19 protein-coding genes are annotated in these 17868 nt (G+C 64.2%); 7 read left to right on the top strand and 12 right to left on the bottom strand.

Features of this window, described 5'->3' with window-relative positions; translation table 11 throughout:
• Positions 1–216: 216 nt before the first annotated feature.
• Genes BcanWU425_RS36595 through soxX form a run of 7 tightly spaced genes read right to left on the bottom strand, consistent with a single transcriptional unit; the run spans position 217 to position 4866 of the window.
• A complete protein-coding gene (locus tag BcanWU425_RS36595) occupies positions 217–675 on the bottom strand; it encodes a DsrE family protein (protein WP_018455982.1) in 459 nt (152 codons plus the stop codon).
• Positions 672–2423, bottom strand: coding sequence for a thiosulfohydrolase SoxB (gene soxB / locus BcanWU425_RS36590; protein WP_204513133.1), 1752 nt, complete (start codon positions 2421–2423; stop codon positions 672–674). The genes BcanWU425_RS36595 and soxB overlap by 4 nt, the downstream gene beginning before the upstream one ends.
• A 55-nt stretch (positions 2424–2478) precedes the next feature.
• A complete protein-coding gene (locus BcanWU425_RS36585) occupies positions 2479–2796 on the bottom strand; it encodes a hypothetical protein (RefSeq protein WP_085349637.1) in 318 nt (105 codons plus the stop codon).
• Complete coding sequence (gene soxA / locus BcanWU425_RS36580) at positions 2793–3656, bottom strand: sulfur oxidation c-type cytochrome SoxA (RefSeq protein ID WP_018455985.1); 864 nt, start codon at positions 3654–3656, stop codon at positions 2793–2795. Before soxA ends, BcanWU425_RS36585 begins: the two co-directional genes overlap by 4 nt.
• Positions 3656–3967, bottom strand: coding sequence for a thiosulfate oxidation carrier complex protein SoxZ (gene soxZ, locus BcanWU425_RS36575; RefSeq protein WP_204513134.1), 312 nt, complete (start codon positions 3965–3967; stop codon positions 3656–3658). The genes soxA and soxZ overlap by 1 nt, the downstream gene beginning before the upstream one ends.
• A gap of 15 nt (positions 3968–3982) precedes the next feature.
• A complete protein-coding gene (gene soxY, locus BcanWU425_RS36570) occupies positions 3983–4474 on the bottom strand; it encodes a thiosulfate oxidation carrier protein SoxY (RefSeq protein ID WP_018455987.1) in 492 nt (163 codons plus the stop codon).
• 38 nt (positions 4475–4512) lie between these two features.
• Positions 4513–4866: a sulfur oxidation c-type cytochrome SoxX gene (gene soxX / locus BcanWU425_RS36565; RefSeq protein WP_018455988.1), complete on the bottom strand. Its 354-nt coding sequence runs from the start codon at positions 4864–4866 to the stop codon at positions 4513–4515.
• A gap of 258 nt (positions 4867–5124) precedes the next feature.
• Here soxX and BcanWU425_RS36560 point away from each other — a divergent pair, with 258 nt between their 5' ends.
• Positions 5125–5796 carry a DUF938 domain-containing protein gene (locus tag BcanWU425_RS36560; protein ID WP_018455989.1) on the top strand — a complete coding sequence of 224 codons (672 nt, stop codon included), beginning with the start codon at positions 5125–5127 and terminating at the stop codon, positions 5794–5796.
• A 116-nt stretch (positions 5797–5912) separates the two neighbouring features.
• Here the strand turns inward: BcanWU425_RS36560 and BcanWU425_RS36555 are convergent, their stop codons facing one another.
• A complete protein-coding gene (locus BcanWU425_RS36555; protein WP_204513135.1) occupies positions 5913–7979 on the bottom strand; it encodes a prolyl oligopeptidase family serine peptidase in 2067 nt (688 codons plus the stop codon).
• A 207-nt stretch (positions 7980–8186) separates the two neighbouring features.
• Here BcanWU425_RS36555 and BcanWU425_RS36550 point away from each other — a divergent pair, with 207 nt between their 5' ends.
• Positions 8187–9434 (top strand): MFS transporter, encoded by a 1248-nt coding sequence (locus BcanWU425_RS36550; RefSeq protein WP_204513136.1) that lies wholly within the window; start codon positions 8187–8189, stop codon positions 9432–9434.
• A gap of 174 nt (positions 9435–9608) precedes the next feature.
• Complete coding sequence (locus BcanWU425_RS36545; protein ID WP_204513137.1) at positions 9609–10853, top strand: MFS transporter; 1245 nt, start codon at positions 9609–9611, stop codon at positions 10851–10853.
• Here the strand turns inward: BcanWU425_RS36545 and BcanWU425_RS36540 are convergent.
• Positions 10845–11279 (bottom strand): helix-turn-helix domain-containing protein, encoded by a 435-nt coding sequence (locus BcanWU425_RS36540; RefSeq protein WP_085361906.1) that lies wholly within the window; start codon positions 11277–11279, stop codon positions 10845–10847. The two genes, BcanWU425_RS36545 and BcanWU425_RS36540, sit on opposite strands and share 9 nt — an antisense overlap.
• A gap of 83 nt (positions 11280–11362) precedes the next feature.
• On the opposite strand from BcanWU425_RS36540, the gene BcanWU425_RS36535 reads away from it, so the two are divergent.
• Together BcanWU425_RS36535 and BcanWU425_RS36530 are read left to right on the top strand one after the other, a co-directional pair.
• The gene (locus tag BcanWU425_RS36535; protein ID WP_085349643.1) at positions 11363–12235 is read left to right on the top strand and encodes a class I SAM-dependent methyltransferase; all 873 of its coding nucleotides are present in this window, start codon (positions 11363–11365) and stop codon (positions 12233–12235) included.
• Positions 12228–12740, top strand: coding sequence for a DUF2938 domain-containing protein (locus BcanWU425_RS36530; protein WP_085349644.1), 513 nt, complete (start codon positions 12228–12230; stop codon positions 12738–12740). The genes BcanWU425_RS36535 and BcanWU425_RS36530 overlap by 8 nt, the downstream gene beginning before the upstream one ends.
• On the opposite strand, the gene BcanWU425_RS36525 is transcribed toward BcanWU425_RS36530, so the two are convergent.
• Together BcanWU425_RS36525 and BcanWU425_RS36520 are read right to left on the bottom strand one after the other, a co-directional pair.
• Positions 12737–13231 carry a VOC family protein gene (locus BcanWU425_RS36525; RefSeq protein WP_018455996.1) on the bottom strand — a complete coding sequence of 165 codons (495 nt, stop codon included), beginning with the start codon at positions 13229–13231 and terminating at the stop codon, positions 12737–12739. The genes BcanWU425_RS36530 and BcanWU425_RS36525 overlap by 4 nt on opposite strands.
• Positions 13232–13322: 91 nt before the next feature.
• Positions 13323–13868: a carboxymuconolactone decarboxylase family protein gene (locus BcanWU425_RS36520; protein WP_204513138.1), complete on the bottom strand. Its 546-nt coding sequence runs from the start codon at positions 13866–13868 to the stop codon at positions 13323–13325.
• A 136-nt stretch (positions 13869–14004) separates the two neighbouring features.
• On the opposite strand from BcanWU425_RS36520, the gene BcanWU425_RS36515 reads away from it, so the two are divergent.
• Both BcanWU425_RS36515 and BcanWU425_RS36510 read left to right on the top strand, forming a co-directional pair.
• The gene (locus BcanWU425_RS36515; RefSeq protein WP_085361901.1) at positions 14005–15219 is read left to right on the top strand and encodes an acyl-CoA dehydrogenase family protein; all 1215 of its coding nucleotides are present in this window, start codon (positions 14005–14007) and stop codon (positions 15217–15219) included.
• Between the two features lie 148 nt (positions 15220–15367).
• A complete protein-coding gene (locus tag BcanWU425_RS36510; protein ID WP_231189533.1) occupies positions 15368–16507 on the top strand; it encodes an acyl-CoA dehydrogenase family protein in 1140 nt (379 codons plus the stop codon).
• A gap of 276 nt (positions 16508–16783) precedes the next feature.
• Here the strand turns inward: BcanWU425_RS36510 and BcanWU425_RS36505 are convergent, their stop codons facing one another.
• Positions 16784–17821 (bottom strand): amino acid ABC transporter substrate-binding protein, encoded by a 1038-nt coding sequence (locus tag BcanWU425_RS36505; RefSeq protein WP_085362044.1) that lies wholly within the window; start codon positions 17819–17821, stop codon positions 16784–16786.
• Between the last annotated feature and the right edge of the window lie 47 nt (positions 17822–17868).

Here is a 17868-nt window from a genome sequence, read left to right as displayed (position 1 = left end):
GAAGCAATTCACTGTGTAAGCAAGAAAATTTGGAAGATTTTTATTCCTGTGACGGGCGGGTGGGCGTCACCTAGCCACCGCTGCCATTCCCCGCGAAGGCGGGGAATCCAGTACGCCGCGCCCTCCCGTACCCCTCGCGGTCTCGGAGTACTGGATCGCCCGCCTTCGCCGGCGATGACACCGAGTATGCCGCGACGCTTCGCCCCGGCAAAAGGCTCAGGGCCTCACCACCGTGTATCCGTTCTCGCTGAGGAACAGGATCTGCCCGACCCCGACCTGCACCGGCGTAGCGGCAGGGATGAACTCCGGCCGCTTGCCGGTCTCCCGCTCGATCGTGTCGACAGTGTTGAGGCAGATGTCGAAGCGTACGCCTTGCGCGATCAGGCTCTCGACCTGCTTGCGGCGCTCGCTGCCGGTGAACAGGAGGTCGATGCCGGGACCGAACGCCACCACCTCGATTGCGACCTTGTCGGGGTCGTAGGCCTTCAGCAAATTGTTGGCGACGCTGAGCACCAGAGCTTGCTTCCTGGCATCGCCATCGGAGAGCTGCAGCACGATCTTGTGCTCGGCGAACGGCTTGTCCTGGAGCGGCACCTGCTGCGCGAAAGCCGGTGGCATCGCCGCCCAGGCGAACAGCGCCAGCAGCATCGCGGATAGGGTTTGCGACCGCATCATCCCTGTCCTGCGATGCCCGGATTACCCTCGACGCCCTTTAGCGTGACGCCGGAGCCGAGCCGCTCCTGAAACATCCGGCCCGAGCGCAGATATTTTGCCACCACATCCCACACCGGCGCGCCTTGCTGGCCGTTGACCGAGGCCCAGCCCGCGACCTTGTAGCGGTGGCTGGCACTGAGCGCCTTGCCGCCATTGAGCTTCAGCTCCGAGATCCGGCTGCCGATCGTCGCCGTCGGCGTGCAGGTGTAGCTGAGCCCACCGGCGCGCACCATGTCGCCGCCCTGCTGGTAATAGGGATCGGTATTGAAGAGGTTGTCGCAGACGTCTTCCAGCACGTCCTTGATCTCCGCGCCGGTCATCTCCTGCACATAGGTCTCGGGATAGCTGATCGCGGTTTCCGCGAGCAAATCCTCCATCGTCAGTGCCTGGCCGGACAGTCCGGTGACGCCCCAGCGGAAGCCCGGCGACAGCGCGATCTCGGCGTCGAACTCGGTGCGCAGCGCGCTGCAGATCAGCTCGTCGACTGGGCCGGCGAAATTGTCGCGTCGATACAGCAGGCGATCGGGCGTCGCGATCTTCTCCAACCAGTCGGTGACGAAGGGTGCCCGCAACCGGCCGATCAGTTCGGCCATCCCGGGATCGGGTTTCAACAGCTCGGAATAGACCGGCAGCAGATGATATTTGACGTCGCCGACCTTGCCCTTGTCGAGCGCGAGATCGAGCACGGCCAGAAATTTTCCGTTGGAGCCGGCATTGGTGACGAGCGTCGTGCCGCTCGCATTCTTCACGGCGATGGGCTGCGGGATCGCATCATGGGTATGGCCGCCGAGGATGACGTCGATACCGGTGACGCGGCTTGCGAGCTTGAGATCGACGTCCATGCCGTTATGCGACAGCAGGATGACCGCATCGACCTTGTCGGTGCCGCGCAGGCCGTCGACATGCTTCTGGAGCTCTTCCTCGCGGATGCCGAAGGACCAGTCCGGCGTGAACCGTTTGGGATGCGCGATCGGCACGTAAGGGAAGGCTTGGCCGACGATCGCGACGCGATGGCCGCCGAGCTCCTTGATCACGGAGGGCTTGAACACGCGTCCCGTCGCCTTGTCGAAGGCCGGGGCATCATTGAATGCGGCTTCCTCGGTGAGAAAAACGTTCTGCGCCAGAAACTCGCCCCTGAAGCGCGCGAGATTGTCGCGCAGCGCCTGCTCGCCATAGGTGAATTCCCAATGCCCGGTCATCGCCTCGACACCGAGCAGGTTTGCGGCCTCGACCATGTCGCGGCCCTGCATGATGTTGGCAAGTCCCGAGCCTTGCCAGAGGTCGCCGCCGTCAACGAGCACGGAGCGTTTTTCGCCGACATCGCCACGCAAGCGGTCGATCAGCGTCTTCAGATGGGCGAAGCCGCCGAGCTTGCCGAAGCGGCCTGCGGACTTCTCGAACTCGAAGCAGCTGAAGGCATAGGCATCCGCGCTGTCGGGCCTGATGCCGAAACGGTCGAGAAAGGCGCGGCCGACCAGATGCGGCGGCCGTCCCGCCATCTCGCCGATCCCGATATTGACGCTGGGCTCGCGAAAATAGACTGGATTGAGTTGCGCATGCGTGTCGGTGAGGTGAAGGATGCGCGCATTGCCGAACCGTTCGAGGTCGTAAATGCTCGCAGCCTCAGCACCGCGCGCAAGCCGCGGCAGGCTCAGCGATGCGGCAGCAAGGCCTGCATTCTTCAGGAAATCGCGGCGGCGGATCGCCATCCAGAAATTCTCCGCGCCCTCTCACGGTCGCAAGGCTGTTGCACAAGCGAACAGTCTAACGGATTTCCATCGCCTTCCAGGCTTCTTTTTCGGAAATCGCCTGGAAGATCGACGCCTTCGCCAGCGCCTCGGCCTCCCTGGCTGCGGCCACGGCGCGGTCGAAATCGCCGCCATCGGCCGCCTTCTTTGCGGCGGCCAGCGTCGAGACGGTCACGGTCCATTGGTTGCGCATGCCGGCGGCCTCCTTGGAGGCGGCCTCGGCGGCGGCAAAGGCCGCCTTGTAGTCTGCCTCATCTGCCGCGCGCGCCGCCGGCGCGAGCCCGAGGGTAAGCAGCAAGGCAAGCAGCCGGGCGAAAGGGAGTGACAGCTTCATGGCCGCGCTCCCGGTCCCGATATCGGCAGGCCGTTGGCGACGTAGGACAGGAAATATTCGACGTCGCGATATTCATCCGCCTGCGGCTCCAGCGGAACCGCGCGGGTCTGGCTGTTGCAGGTGACGAAGCGGCGGCTGGTGGTGCCCATGCCGCTCCATTCGGAGCGGTAGATCGGCATCGCGTTCAGAATGCCAAGCGCCGGCGCCAGGATCTCGGCGCGGATGCGCTCACCCGGGCTCTGCACATGGCAGCTCGCGCAGGAGAAATTCAATTGGCCGCGGCGGGTGTAGAAATAGCGCTTGCCGTTCTCGAATGCCGCGAGCGCGCGAGGATCGTCGGGGATCTTGATGTCCATCGGCTTGCCGCGCGAGGTGAAGGCCATGTACGCCGTGAGCGAGGCCATCTCGTCCTTGACGTAGGAATAGGGCGCCTCGCCATTGGCCTCGCGGCAGCGGTTGAGCGCCAGCTCCAGCGTGACGACCTTGCCTTCCTTCTCGTCGAAATAAGGATAGTTCTGGCGGATGCCGATGCCGCCGTTCGGGAAGCAGTCCGCATAGGTCTTGCCGTTCTTGAACGGGGTGGCGAACATCTCCTTGCCGGCGTCGAGCGCAAACTCGTAGGGCGGGAATTCCTCCTTCTCCTGCCACTGCCGCTTCATGTCCTCGTTCATGGAATAAGGACCGTTGACGAAATCCTCGTGCTTCACATCAGGGAATTTCTGGAAGAAGAAGTTCTGGAACGCCTTGGCATCGGCGATGGGATCGACCTTGTCGGCCGCCACCACGCGTGGAGAGGTGAGGGCCAACGCGACGAGCGCGGCGCTCAACGAACCAAGCAGGATGGTGGTGCGGGCCTTCATCACGAGATCTTCGCCGTGGTCGTATCCGACGCACCCTTGTTATCGGTCCAGGAGACCTTGAGATCGTCGCCCTTCTTGGCCCCCTTGAAGCTGAACTTGACGTAGGGGTCCTTCGAGACCGCGGTGCCCCAATCGGCAACGAAGACGTCCTTGCCGTTACATTCGAATTTCAGCTGCTGGATGTAATGCGCCGGGATCAGCTCGCCTTTGGCGTCCTTGACGAAGCCGGTATCCATCGGGTGCTGGATCAGCGCCTGCACCTCGGTGATGTCGCCGTTGGCGGTGGCGCGGACGCGAATGCTGGATGCCATCTCGATCTTCCTCGCTTAGCCGCCGCAGCCGCCGACGGTGACCTTGACCTCTTTGGTCGCGCTGTAGAGCTTGCCGTCGGCCTCCACGATCGCGACCACGTTGGTGGTCTTGGCCATCTTCAGCCGGTTGGCGACAGCAGGGATCGTGCCTTCGGGAATCCTGTAGCTGGCGGCCAGCGCGCTGGGATTCTCGGCCACGAAGAATGAAATCGAGGTGACCTTGTCGAGTGTCGTCGTCACCGAGATCGGCACCACACCGCCGTTCTCGGCGATCTCGGGGGCGTCCAGCTTGACCTTGTCGGACGGCTCGGCGGTTTTGCCGTAGAGCGCCTTGATGGCGTCCGCCTCGCTCTTTTGCTTGAACGCCTCTTCCGGATATTTGTCGTTGGCCGCGGCGCGCGCGGGCGCGGCGCCGAACGGCAGATTGCCGAGGCCGAGCAACGCGACCGAGGCTGCGCCCTGAAGGATCAGGCGCCGCGTCGCGCTTGGGCCGGTGAGTGTGGTCATCTCTGGTCTCCCAACCAAATCTCGTGGCATGCCTGAAGTCACAGGGTCTGCAGGAAATCAACGATCGCGCTGATCTCCTGTTCGGTCAAAATCCGGTTCCGGCCGAACGGCGGCATCATGGTCTGCGGATTGCGCTTGGTCTCGTCGAAGATGATCGCGGTCAGTTCGTTGCGATCGGGGTACTTGGCCTTGAGGTCCTTCAGTTCCGGCCCGATCGTTCCCGGCAGGTCGCCACCCCTGATGACATGGCAGGTCAGGCAGTTGCCCTTGCCGCGGTCGAAAGCGAGTTTCTGGCCGTCGGCCACAGCGGACTGCGCCCACGCCGGGGTGGCGAGGCCGGCTGCAATGGCCAGCAAGATGAACAGAACGGGCGTCCGGGAAAAGGCGGTCAAGGCGTTATTCCGAGGCGTTATGCGATGGTCTCGATTACGAAATAGAAGCGTTCCAAAGCACAAAGGGCGCCGCCTGACAATCAAGACTATCCACGCGACAAAATGGAGTTAATATCTTCCCGATTGCAACTAAAGAGATTATTTGTTCAGCCGATTTGGTCCGAGAGTTAGGGGCCGTGGCGCGGGCCGGCTGTTTCCTGAGCGTTTGGGCGCTCAACCTGTTTTCATCGCGTTCTCGTTTTTTCAAGGGGACCTCACTTGGCTGAATATGTCGTCGAATTCGGCAGGGATGGCGGTCGGGTCGAGTCGGATGGGCGGCTCGATGCGCCGGCATTTCATCGCAATCACGAGCCGCTCTGGGCGGCACTGGAACGGCATCTCGCCGGCTGCACCGGCAACGTGGTCGAGCTCGGCAGCGGAACCGGCCAGCACGTGGTCTACTTCGCCCGTCACACGCCCGGCCTGATCTGGTGGCCCAGCGATCTCAACCAGCGCCACCTCAAGAGCATCGAGGCCTGGCGCGTTCATTCGGGCCTCAAAAACATCCGCTCGCCGCTGCGGATCGATCTCACCGATCCGGACTGGTGCCCGGAGATGAAAAGCGGGCAGGGGCCGTCGAGTCTTGCCGCATTGTTCTGCGCCAATGTCATCCACATCGCGCCATGGAGCGTCGCCGAGGGTCTGTTCGCCGGCGCCGGCCGCTATTTGCGGGCCGACGGCAAGCTGTTCCTCTACGGCCCGTTCAAGCGCGGCGGCAAGCACATCGCGCTCAGCAATGCGGTGTTCGACACCTCCCTGCGTGAAGGCAATCCCGACTGGGGCGTGCGTGACATCGCCGATGTCGAGGCGCTTGCCCGCGGCGTTGGTCTTCGCCTTGTCGATACGATGGACATGCCCGCGAACAATCTGACCTTGGTATTCGCGCGATAGGAGGTCGTCATGCCCGGGCTTGTCCCGGGCATCCACGTTCTTCGTGCACCAGCTAAGGCGTGGATGGCCCGGTCAAGCCCGGCCATGACCGTGCGGAGATGTCAGCGCCGCAAACGCTAGCCCTCGTCCTTCCACCCGATCTTGTCCTTTAAGAACCGAAAGCCAATCACCTCGAACCCGGCGCGCTCCTTGTTGTCCTTGCCGTAGCCGTGGCCACCGGCTTCAGGCTCGTAGAACCAGGCCTCGTAGCCCATGGCCTGGAGCTTTGCCGCCATCTTGCGCGCATGCCCGGGATGGACACGGTCGTCGCGTCGCGTGGTGGCGATCAGGATCGGCGGATACGGCTGGCCGGCCTTGACGTTGTGATAGGCGGAGTAGGACTTGAGCCAGTCCCACTCCTCGGGCTTGTCGGGATCGCCATATTCCGCGATCCAGCTCGCGCCGGCGAGCAGCTTCGTGTAGCGGCGCATATCGATCAGCGGGATGGTGCAGAACAGCGCGCCGAAACGTTCGGGGTATCGCACCAGCATGTTGGTGATGAGGATGCCGCCGTTCGATCCTCCCTGTGCGGCAATGCGCTTTGCCGTTGTCATGCCGCGGCGGACGAGATCGGCGGCAACGGCCGCGAAATCGTCGTGCGACAGTTTCTTGCCGGCGAGCCGGCCGGCATCGTGCCAGCGCGTGCCGAATTCGCCGCCGCCGCGCAAATTCGCCTGCACCGTGGTGCCGCCACGCTCCAGCCACAGCTTGCCGAGCGACGGGTTGTAATACGGCTTCACCGAATGGGCGAAGCCGCCATAGGCGCTCATATAGACCGGTGCATCGCCGGTCTCGCCGGCGGGGCCGGTCTGTACATAGGGGATGCGTTCGCCGTCGGTCGAGATCGCTTCGTGCTGGGTCACCACGAGGCCGTCGGCGTTGAATGTTTTCGGCGCCTGCTTCAACACGGTCGGGCTCGCGACGCCGCGCTCGATCAGCAGCAACGACGGCGGCGTCAGCGGATCCTGCACATTGGCAAGCAGGTCGCCATTGCTCTCGGAGGGATGGCGATCCAGCGGCCAGATGTCGACGACGCCGATCTGCGGCAGGCCGCCGAGCGACGCGCGGCTCCAGCCTGTGGCCGACGGCGTGCAGATCTCGAATTGCGGCTGGAGCTCGTCGAGGATCGACAGCACCAGCTTGCCTCCGGTCCAGAACAGGCCTTGCAGGGCGCGGCGAGGTTCCGGCTCGAACAGCACCGCGAAATCGCGGCTGCCGGCGAGGAACGCCGAGAGCGACATGCCGAGCACGGTGTCGGCGGCATAGGTCTTGCCCTCGATCGACCAGGCTTCGCGCAGCTTCATCGCGAACCAGTCGCCATGCGCCTGCAACCAGATGCCGGTCGGCAGATCGAGCTTCGTCGTCGCACCGTCTGCATCGCGCAGCCAGAGCGCATGATTGAAGAAGTCGATCTGGTCGACGATCCAGCTGCGCGGGGCCGCAGCGGTGTCGTCGACGATGCCGGAGATCGCCATATGATCGGCCGTGGTCTCGATGATCACCTGCGCCTGATCGACAGGCTGGCCGCGTCGCCACAGGCGAACCGTCCGGGAATATCCCGAGCTCGTCGCCATGCCTTCGCCATGGGCGCTCGACAGCAGCAGCGTGTCGGCATCGAGCCAATCGGCGCCGCCCTTGGCTTCCGACAGCGCAAATCCGTCCGCAACGAAACTCTTGGTGTCGAGGTCGAATTCCCGCAAGGTGACGGCATCGCTGCCACCGCGCGACAGCCCCAAAATGGCGCGCGCGCTTCCCGGCTGCGTGGTGATGCCGCTCAGCAGCCAGTCCTCGCCTTCGCGTGCCGCGAGCTGGTCGACATCGAGCATGATTTCCCACGTCGGATGCGGTTTGCGAAACTCCGCAAGGGAAGTCTTCCGCCACAGGCCGCGCGGGTTGGTGGCGTCCTTCCAGAGATTGTGCAGTTCGGTGCCGCGGCGGCTGACATAGGGAATGTTGTCGGGACGATCGTAGATCGCCGCGAGGATGTCGCGATCGCGCGCGAAGGCCGCTCCGCCGAACGCGTCGAGTGTCAGGCTGTTCTGCCGCGTGACGAAATCGAGCGCCTGCTTGCCTTCGATCTCCTCCAGCCAGAGCCAGGGATCGTCGTCAGGAGCGCTGAGCGTAGGCCTGTCGTCGACGGACATGAACGAAACTCCGGAAGGTCGCGGCGGATAGGATTTGATCGAGCGCAAGCCGTCAAGTGCGCGGCCCATTATCATCGGCCCGATTGCGTCAGAGACATGGCCTGCGCCCGTTTGCGCCGGTTGCCCGCCCTCCCGCGTCCCGCCATAGTGCCGGGAATCAAGCGAGCCCTTGAAAGCACTTAAAAGCCCGTTGGGGCGGAAATGCCGATGCTGGATGTGACTGCAGCCAATGAGGTCGCCGCCGACGCCCGCGTGCGCGCCAATGTGGTGCGCCTTGCTGCCGCGCAGGCGCTGACCGGCGCCAATTCGGCGGTGATCTTCGCCACCGGCTCCATCGTCGGTGCGACGCTTGCACCCGACATGTCGCTCGCGACGGTACCGCTGTCGATGTACGTGCTGGGGCTTGCGGCCGGCACGCTGCCGACCGGCGCGATATCGAGTCGCTTCGGCCGCCGCTGGGCCTTCATCATCGGCACGGGCCTGGGTACGCTCACCGGCCTGCTCGGCTGCTTCGCGATCCTGCACGCTTCGTTTCCGTTGTTCTGTCTGGCGACTTTTCTTGGCGGCCTCTACGGCGCGGTGGCGCAGTCCTATCGCTTCGCTGCCGCCGACGGCGCCAGCGCGGCGTACCGACCCAAGGCGGTGTCCTGGGTAATGGCGGGCGGCGTGTTCGCCGGCGTGCTCGGTCCGCAGCTCGTGCAATGGACCATGGATGTCTGGCAGCCTTATCTCTTCGCCTTCAGCTTCTTGGTCCAGGCGGCTGTCGCGCTCATCGCGATGGGCATCGTCGCCGGGGTCGACATGCCGAAACCGGCGCCGGCCGATCTTCATGGCGGGCGGCCGCTGCTCGAGATCGTGACCCAGCCACGCTTCATCGCCGCGGCGCTGTGCGGCGTCATCTCCTACCCCATGATGAACCTGGTGATGACCTCGGCGCCGCTTGCCATGAAGCTGTGCGGCTTGAGCATTTCAGATTCCAATTTCGGCATTCAATGGCACATCGTCGCCATGTACGGGCCGAGCTTCTTCACGGGCGCGCTGATCGCCCGCTTCGGCGCGCGCAAGGTCGTTGCCGCCGGCCTGCTGCTGGAGGCCGGCGCGGCCTGCATCGGCCTGTCCGGCATCACCGCGATGCATTTCTGGGTCACGCTGATCGTGCTCGGTGTCGGCTGGAACTTCTCCTTCATCGGCGCCTCGGCGCTGGTGCTGGAGACGCACCGGCCGCAGGAGCGCAACAAGGTGCAGGCCTTCAACGATTTCCTGGTGTTCGGCATGATGGCGATCGGCTCGTTCTCGTCCGGCCAGTTGCTCGCCAGTTACGGCTGGTCCGCGGTGAACATGGTGGTGTTTCCGCCGGTGCTGCTCGGTCTCGCCGTGCTCTCGTTGGCGTCCTGGACCCGTCGCCGCAAAGCGCGGCTCGACGCGGCCATGGGCGAGTTCCCGGATGCGATCTGACATGGCGGGAGGCTGTCAGCAGCGTTGATAGTTCGATCCAGGTCGAAGTGATTTTCTGGTGAAGGTTACTAGATGTCGTCATGGCCGGGCTTGTCCCGGCCATCCACGTCTTGGGCGCGCGGATCGAAGAACGTGGATGCCCGGAACAAGTCCGGGCATGACGGAGTAAGCGGCATGCTCGATAACCCTCGACACGACGGATCCGTCGACGAATCCTCTCTCCGCTACGAAGGCTGGCGCATCGTTGCGGTCTGCTTCCTGCTCGCGACCTTCGGCTGGGGGCTCGGCTTCTACGGCCAGAGCGTCTATGTCGCCGAGCTCCAGCGTGCGCACGGCTGGTCGGCCTCGCTGATCTCGTCGGCCACGACGTTCTTCTATCTGTTCGGCGCGCTGCTCGTCGTCTTCGTCGGCGAAGCCGTCAACAAGTACGGCCCGCGCCTCGGCCTGATCGCAGGGACGCTGGCGATGTCGGCCGCGGCGGTCGCGATCGGCGCGGTGCGCGAACCGTGGCAGCTTTATCTCGCGAACGCCGTGCTCGCCTTCGGCTGGGCCGGCACGAGCCTGGCCATGATCACCAACACGATCAGCCTGTGGTTCGACCAGAAGCGCGGCATGGCGATCAGCCTCGCGCTGAACGGCGCAAGCTTCGGCGGCATCGTCGGCGTGCCGCTGCTGGTGACCTTGATCGGCCATGTCGGCTTCGCCAGCGCGATGTTTATCGTCGCCGGCGCCATGCTGGTACTGCTCGTGCCGGTGATCCTGATTGTCGTCGGCCGCCCGCCCGATCTCCATGGCCGGCGCGCCGCGACGAAAACGAAGCCGCAATCGTCGGCGCAGATTCGTAGCCAGGCGTTGCGCGATGTCGGCTTTCTTACCGTGACCATTGCCTTTGCCTTGGTGCTGTTCGCGCAGGTCGGCTTCATCGTCCACCTGATCTCGTTCCTCGATCCCGTGATCGGGCGCGAGCGCGCGGCCGTCGCGGTTGCGGTGCTGACCGCGATGGCGGTGATCGGCCGGGTGCTGTTCTCGCTGGTGATCGACCGACTCAACCAGCGGCTCGCCTCGGCGCTGTCGTTCCTGAGTCAGGCCGTGGCGCTGTGTGTCGTCATCAATTTGCACAATGATTACGTGCTGATCGCCGCCTGCGCGTTGTTCGGCTTCTCGGTCGGCAATCTCATCACGCTGCCGTCGCTGATCGTGCAGCAGGAATTCGATTCCGCCTCGTTCGGCGTGCTGATCAGCCTCAACACTGCGATCAACCAGGTGACCTATGCGTTCGGCCCCGGCGTGGTCGGTTTTCTGCGCGATTTCTCCGGTGGCTATGAGCTGCCGTTCTATCTGTGTATTGCGCTGGAGCTGGTGGCGGCGGCGTTGATCATGGTGCGGGGGCACACAAGGCGATCGACCCCTTCAGCCTGATCGCGGCGCGCGCGGGGCCCGCTTGGGCGACCTCGCCTTTCCCAATGCCGCGACCCGCATGAGGCGGCGAAAATGCGGGCATTCCATGTGACTTGGCGCCGGACAGGCCGCGGCATGGCGCAGGCCGTCGCGCATCGCGATAAGCTTGCGGATCGTTCGGTCCAACTCGTCGGCCTTGGCGGCAAGCTTCCGCCGGTCGATACGCGGCCGTCCGTCGGGTGCGAACATCCGGGCAACTTCATCGAGCGAGAAGCCCGCCGCGCGCCCCAGCGCGATCAGCGCCAGGCGATCCAGGATCTCCAGATCGAACAGCCGGCGCAGGCCGCGCCTGCCGATCGGGGCAATCAACCGCTTTTCCTCATAGAATCGCAGCGTCGACGCCGGAACACCGGAGCGCCGTGCGACTTCGGCGATATCGATCGTCATCACGCCTCTTGACCTCAAGTTCACTTGAACTGGCAGTATGCCGCGTCCAACGCCGCCAAGGCAAGACGAAAGGGGAAACCATCATGGACGCTATGCAGAAGGCGATCGAGCAGATGAGGCTTTGGAATGGTCCCGCCGGACGCGCCTGGGTCGAGACCCAGGACATCCTGGATGAGATGTTCAAGCAATTCGAGAGGCCGCTGTGCGAGGCCGTTCCTGCCGGCTCCAATCGTCGCGTCCTGGACGTCGGCTGCGGCACTGGTGGTCTGACCGTTGCGGTCGCGCGAAAGCTCGGGCAAGGCGGCCGTGTGGTCGGCATCGACATCTCCGCGCCGATGATCGGGGCGGCGCTGGCCCGCGCCGAGCGCGAAGGCACCTCGGCCAGCTTTATCTGCGCCGATGCGCAGCACCATAAATTCGGCCCGGCGAGCTTCGATACGATCATTTCACGTCTCGGCGTGATGTTCTTCGAAGACTTCGTTGCGGCCTTCGCAAATCTGAGGCGCGCTGCCGCCGAAGGCGCCGGGCTCGCCGTCGTTGCATGGCGGGGCGCAGCGGAGAATCCGTTCATGACGGCGGCCGAACGAGCCGCCGCGCCCCTTCTGCCGAATATGCCTGCCCGTCCATCCGGCGGTCCGGGGCAGTTCGCCTTCGCTGACAAAGATCGGGTCAGGACCATCCTGCTGGAGAGCGGCTGGACCGAGATCGACATCCGGCCGGTGGATATTCCATGCCGCTTTCCTGCCAGCGAACTCGCTCGCTATGTCGGTTGGCTGGGACCCGTCGGAACGATCCTGCAGGACGCCGACAGGGGATTGCGCGAAAGGGTCGTGGATGCGGTGCGGCCCGCCTTCGCCCCCTACGTGGAGGCAGATGCGATCCGTTTTACCGCCGCATGCTGGATGATCCAGGCGCGGGCTTCAACCGACGCGGCAGGCGAGGTCTCGAATGGGTGAAATGATTGAATTTCTGGTCGGCGCCGCCTTGATCGGATCCGGTGCAACGGCCGTGATCGATGGTTGGGCAGTTCTCCGCGCGCATGTTCTTGGAATCCCATCGCTAGACTATGGACTCCTAGGTCGCTGGCTCATCCTGCTCGCGCGCGGACAGTATCGGCATCTTAAGATCGCGGCACCCGATCCGGCTCCACGCGAGCGCCTGATTGGGTGGGCCGCGCACTACCTGATCGGCATTGCGTTCGCGGCCGTCTTGCTGGCGATCTGGGGGCTCGATTGGCTGCATTCCCCGCGTGTCGGCCCCGCATTGATCGTCGGAATCGGCAGCGCGGCGGCACCTTTCCTGATCATGCAGCCGGGCATGGGCCTCGGCATTGCTGCCCATCGCGCGCCACGTCCCAACGTGGCGCGTCTCAACACGCTACTCACGCATGCCGTGTTCGGCGTCGGGCTCTATGCGGCCGGATGGGTCCTGAGGCTCGTGCAGTGGCGAGGTGCGGACTAGGCCTCCCGCTGCTTCAGCAGCTCCTCCACATCCAGCCGCTTCGTGAACATCGAAAGCTTGCCGTCCGGCCCGAATGGCCATTGCTCCCGCGGCTTGTCCCAATACAGCTCCACACCGTTCTGGTCCGGATCGCGCAAATACAGCGCCTCGCTGACGCCGTGGTCGCTGGCGCCGTCGAGCGCAATGCCGGCCGAGAGCACGCGGTGCAACGCATCCGCCAGCGCCGGCCGCGTCGGATAGAGGATCGCGGTGTGATAGAGCCCGGTCGCATCAGGCGGCGGCGGCGAGCCGCCCTTGCTCTCCCAGGTGTTGAGCCCGATGTGGTGGTGATAGCCGCCGGCCGAGATGAAGGCCGCGCCCGAGCCCATGCGCTGCATCAGCTCGAAACCGAGCACGCCGCAATAGAAGCCCAGCGCGCGATCGAGATCGGCGACTTTGAGATGGACGTGGCCGATCCTGGTGCCGGCGGCGACGGCTTGGTTTTGCGACATGCGGCTGCTCCGTTGATGAACTCCACATAAGTCCGGCCTCGGGACAGTGCTACCGGCCGATCCCGAAACCCAGCGTTTCCGGATAGGCAACTTACGACAGCTCCCGCACCTCGCCCTCCGGCAGCTCGAACTCAAACGTGTTCAGCGTCATCGACACCAGCGTGTAATAGCCGCAGAGACCAATCACCTCGACCACGCCGCGCTCGCCGAGCAGCTTCACCGCCTCGTCATAGAGGCCCTTCTCGACGCCGTGGCCCTCATGCAGCGATTTTGCGACGTCGTAGATCATCTTAGCCCTGGGATCGTCGAAGACGGGCGTGCGGCGGTCGCGGATCGCGTCGATGATGTCAGGGTCCATGCCGCCCGCAAGCGCCAGCCGCTTGTGCGCGTACCATTCGTAATGGGCGGTCCAGTGCCGCGCCGTCACCAGGATCGCGATCTCCGAAAGTTTCGCGGGAAATATCGTATCGTAACGCAGGACCTCGCCGAGCCGCGTGGCGTGACGGGCCATGTCGGGGCTGTTGAGCCAGGCCATCATCGGTGCCGGCGGCCCGCCGCGCTTGCCGGCAATCGACTCGTCATAGGTCTGCCGCTGGCTCTCGTTCATTTCGCCAGGCGAAAGAAGCTTCAGGCGCATTGTTGTTTCCTCTTTGTTTTCAAGCTCGCCGTGGCGGCGACTATAGCGGATGCGTGACACGGAAGTGGTTGAATTCCGCGGGAGCTTGGCCCAGAGTCGCGCCCAACAAACCGACATAGATTGATGGAAACGACCTATGACTGACTCCAGGGCCAGCGAGACTGAGACCGCCGATCTCGAAACATTCCGCAGCGAAACGCGCGCCTGGTTGGAAGCCAATTGCCCGCCGGAAATGCGCAAGCCCGCGACGTCCGACGCCGACGTGTTCTGGGGTGGACGTAACGCAAAATTTTCGTCCGAGCCGCAACGCATCTGGTTCGAACGCATGCGCGACAAGGGCTGGACCGTACCGGACTGGCCGAAGGAATATGGCGGTGGGGGCTTAAGCGCCGCCGAGCACAAGGTGCTGCGCGCGGAGATGGCCAGGATCGGCGCGCGGCCCCCGCTGTCGAGCTTCGGGATCTGGATGCTCGGGCCGGCGCTGCTGAAATACGGCAACGATGCCCAGAAGAAGGAGCATCTGCCAAAGATCGCCGCGGGCCTGATCCGCTGGTGTCAGGGCTATTCCGAACCGAACGCCGGCTCCGATCTCGCCTCGCTGCAGACCCGCGCCGAGAGCGACGGCGATCATTTCGTCATCACCGGCCAGAAGATCTGGACGTCCTACGCCAACTACGCCGACTGGATCTTCTGCCTCGTCCGCACCGATCCCGCCGCAAAGAAGCACGACGGCATCAGCTTCATCCTGTTCGACATGACCTCGAAGGGCGTGACGACCAAGCCGATCCTGCTGATCTCCGGCTACTCGCCGTTCTGCGAGACGTTCTTCGACAATGTCCGCGTGCCGAAATCGCATGTGGTGGGCACCGTCAACCGCGGTTGGGACGTCGCAAAATATCTGCTTCAGCACGAGCGCGCGATGATATCAGGCATGGGCGAGCGCGGCGTCGGCCGTCCGCTCGGCCAGATCGCGGCCGATTCCCTCGGCACCGATGCGCAGGGACGGCTCGACGATTCCATGCTGCGTGGCCGGATCGCCAGCTTCGACGTCGACGAAGCGGCTCTTGCCGCCTGCGCCGAGCGCGCGGTCGATCTCGCCAAGGCCGGTCAGGCCCATCCGGCGTTCTCGTCGGCGATGAAATATTACGGGACCGAGCTCAACAAGCGCCGTTACGAGATCCTGATGTCGGCCGGCGGCGTCGATGCGCTGGAATGGGAGAGCGAGCGTTCGAAACAAGGAGCGCGTCCGCGCGCCTGGCTGCGGACCAAGGCCAACTCGATCGAGGGCGGCACCACCGAGGTCATGCTCGGCATCGTCGCCAAGCGCATCCTCGATTTGCCGGGGGCGTAACCCCAGCGTCGTTCCGGGGCGGTCCGCAGGACCGAACTAAGGTGCGCGGTTGCGCACCTGAGAACCTCGAAATTCCGGGTTCACGCTTCGCGTGCCCCGGAATGACAACAACAGACATGCATTCCGCCAGACGTTAGAGACATTGCACATGGCCCTCGTCCTCACCGAAGAACAATCGATGCTCCGCGACAGCGCGCGCGGGCTGATCAGCGACAAGGCGCCGGTGTCGCATTTGCGGCATCTGCGCGATAGCAAAGACCCCATCGGCTTCTCCAGGGAGTTTTGGCATTCCTTCGCCGAGATGGGTTTTGCCGGCTTGCTGGTGCCGGAAGAGTTCGGCGGCAGCGGCCTCGGCTATGTCGAGGCCGGGGTGGTGATGGAGGAGATCGGCCGCACGCTGATGCCCTCGCCCTTCCTCGCAACCAGCGTGGTCGCGGCCTCGGCACTGAACCGTGGCGGCAATGCCGCGCAGAAGTCGGAGTATCTGCCGAAGATTTCCAACGGCTCCCTGCTCGCGACGCTCGCGATCGACGAGGGCGCAAAACACCGCCCGCTTCAGACCTGCCTCCAGGCCGTGCGCGCCGGCAACGGCTTTAAACTCTCCGGCGCCAAGGCGCTGGTGGTCGACGGTCACGTTGCCGATCTCCTCATCGTCGCTGCGCGTACGGCGGGTTCGGCCGGCGAGCGCGAGGGGCTGACGCTGTTCCTGGTCAACCCCAAGGCCAAGGGCGTTGCGATCGAGCGCACCATCATGGTCGACGCGCACAATGCGGCGCGGATCGAGCTTGCCAATGTCGAGGTCGATGCCGACAGCGTGCTCGGCGAAGTCGACCAGGGAGCCGGCTTGCTCCACGGCGTGCTCGATATCGGGCGGGGCGCAGTGGCCTCCGAAATGGTGGGTCTGAGCGAAGAGGTGTTCAACCGTACCGTCGAGTACCTGAAGAGCCGCAAGCAGTTCGGCAAGCTGATCGGCGAATTCCAGGCGCTGCAGCACCGCGCCGCCGAACTCTATGTCGATATCGAGATCACCCGCGCCGCCGTGGTGAAGGCGCTGCAAGCGCTCGATACGGACGTCGCCAAGGCGGCGTCAGCCGTCGCAGTGGCGAAAGCCCGCGCCGGCACCACCGCCACGCGCGCGGTGCAGGAAGGCGTGCAGATGCATGGCGGCATGGGCATGACCGACCAGTTCGACATCGGCTTCTTCATGAAGCGCGCGCGCGTGTGCGAGGAATTGTTCGGCGACGCCAATTACCACACCGAGCAGCTGGCAAGGGCGCGGGGGTATTGAGGCGCACCGTCGCGTCGCATTGGGTGTCATCGCCCACCTTGTGCGCAATTGCGCACTGGGGCGGGCGATCCAGTACGCCGCGGCCCCTCAGTATGCGATTGATGTCTCGGAGTACTGGATCGCCCGTCAAGCCGGGCGATGACAGTTGAGAGAGTGGAAAGCGCCTGCCCCAAGCTCGTCATTGCGAGCGCAGCGAAGCAATCCAGTCTGTCACCGAGGAGCGACTCTGGATTGCTTCGTCGCTGCGCTCCTCGCAATGACGGCGGATAGAGCGCCTTACCGCACCGGCGGCGCGTACTGCACGCCGCCCGCATTCCACAGCTGGTTCATGCCGCGCGGGATCTTCAGCTTCGACTTCTCGCCGATGTTGCGCTCGTACATCTCGCCGTAATTGCCGACGTGGCGGATGATGCGGACCACCCAATCCTTGGTCAGGCCGAGCTGCTCGCCGTAATTGCCCTCGGTGCCGACCAGCCGCATCACTTCCGGCTTCTTCGACTTCAGGGCCTCGTCGATGTTCTCCGAGGAGACGCCGAGCTCCTCGGCGTTGATCATCGCGTACAGCGTCCACTTCACGATCATCATCCAGTCGTCGTCGCGCTGGCGCACGACGGGGGCGAGCGGCTCCTTGGAGATCATGTCCGGCAGGATCATGCTGTCGCCGGGCTTCGACAGGTTGATCCTCAGCGCGTAGAGCTGGGAGACGTCGGCGGAGAGCGTGTCGCATTTGCCGGTGTCGTAGGCCTTCACCACGTCGTCCAGCTTGTCGAACTTCACCTCTTCATACTTCATGTTGTTGGCACGGAAGTAATCCGCGACATTGAGCGCCGTGGTGGTCCCGGTCTGGACGCAGACCTTGCTCCCGGTCAGGTCCAGCGCGGTTTCCTTGTTGCGCGCGCGCGGCAGCATGAAGCCTGCGCCGTCGTAATAGGCGACCGCGGGGAAATAGAGATCGTAGTCGAGCTCGCGCGCCATGCTCCAGGTCGAGTTGCGCGAGAGGATGTCCACTTTCCGGCTCTGCAATTCCTTGAAGCGCTCGTTGGCATCGAGCGCGACGAATTTCGCCTTGCTCGGGTCGTTGAAGATCGCGGAGGCCACCGCGCGGCAGAAATCGACGTCGAAGCCGGTCCAGTTGCCCTTGTCGTCGGGGATCGAGAAGCCCGGCAGGCCCTTGTTGACGCCGCACAGCACCTCTCCGCGGCGTACGGTGCGCTTCAGGGTGCGGGTGTCGTAGAATTCATAGATGATGGCCAGGACGGCGACCAGCACGGCGACTGCGAGCCCGATCAGCAGGCCGCCACGAAAAGTGCGCATCATGTTGCTCTCTCGAAATAATCGGGAAAAGGAATATTCGCTAAGGC

It is taken from the genome of Bradyrhizobium sp. WU425 (assembly GCF_021052305.1).
GTDB lineage: Bacteria > Pseudomonadota > Alphaproteobacteria > Rhizobiales > Xanthobacteraceae > Bradyrhizobium > Bradyrhizobium canariense_D.
This window is presented reverse-complemented; position numbering and strand designations above follow the sequence as displayed.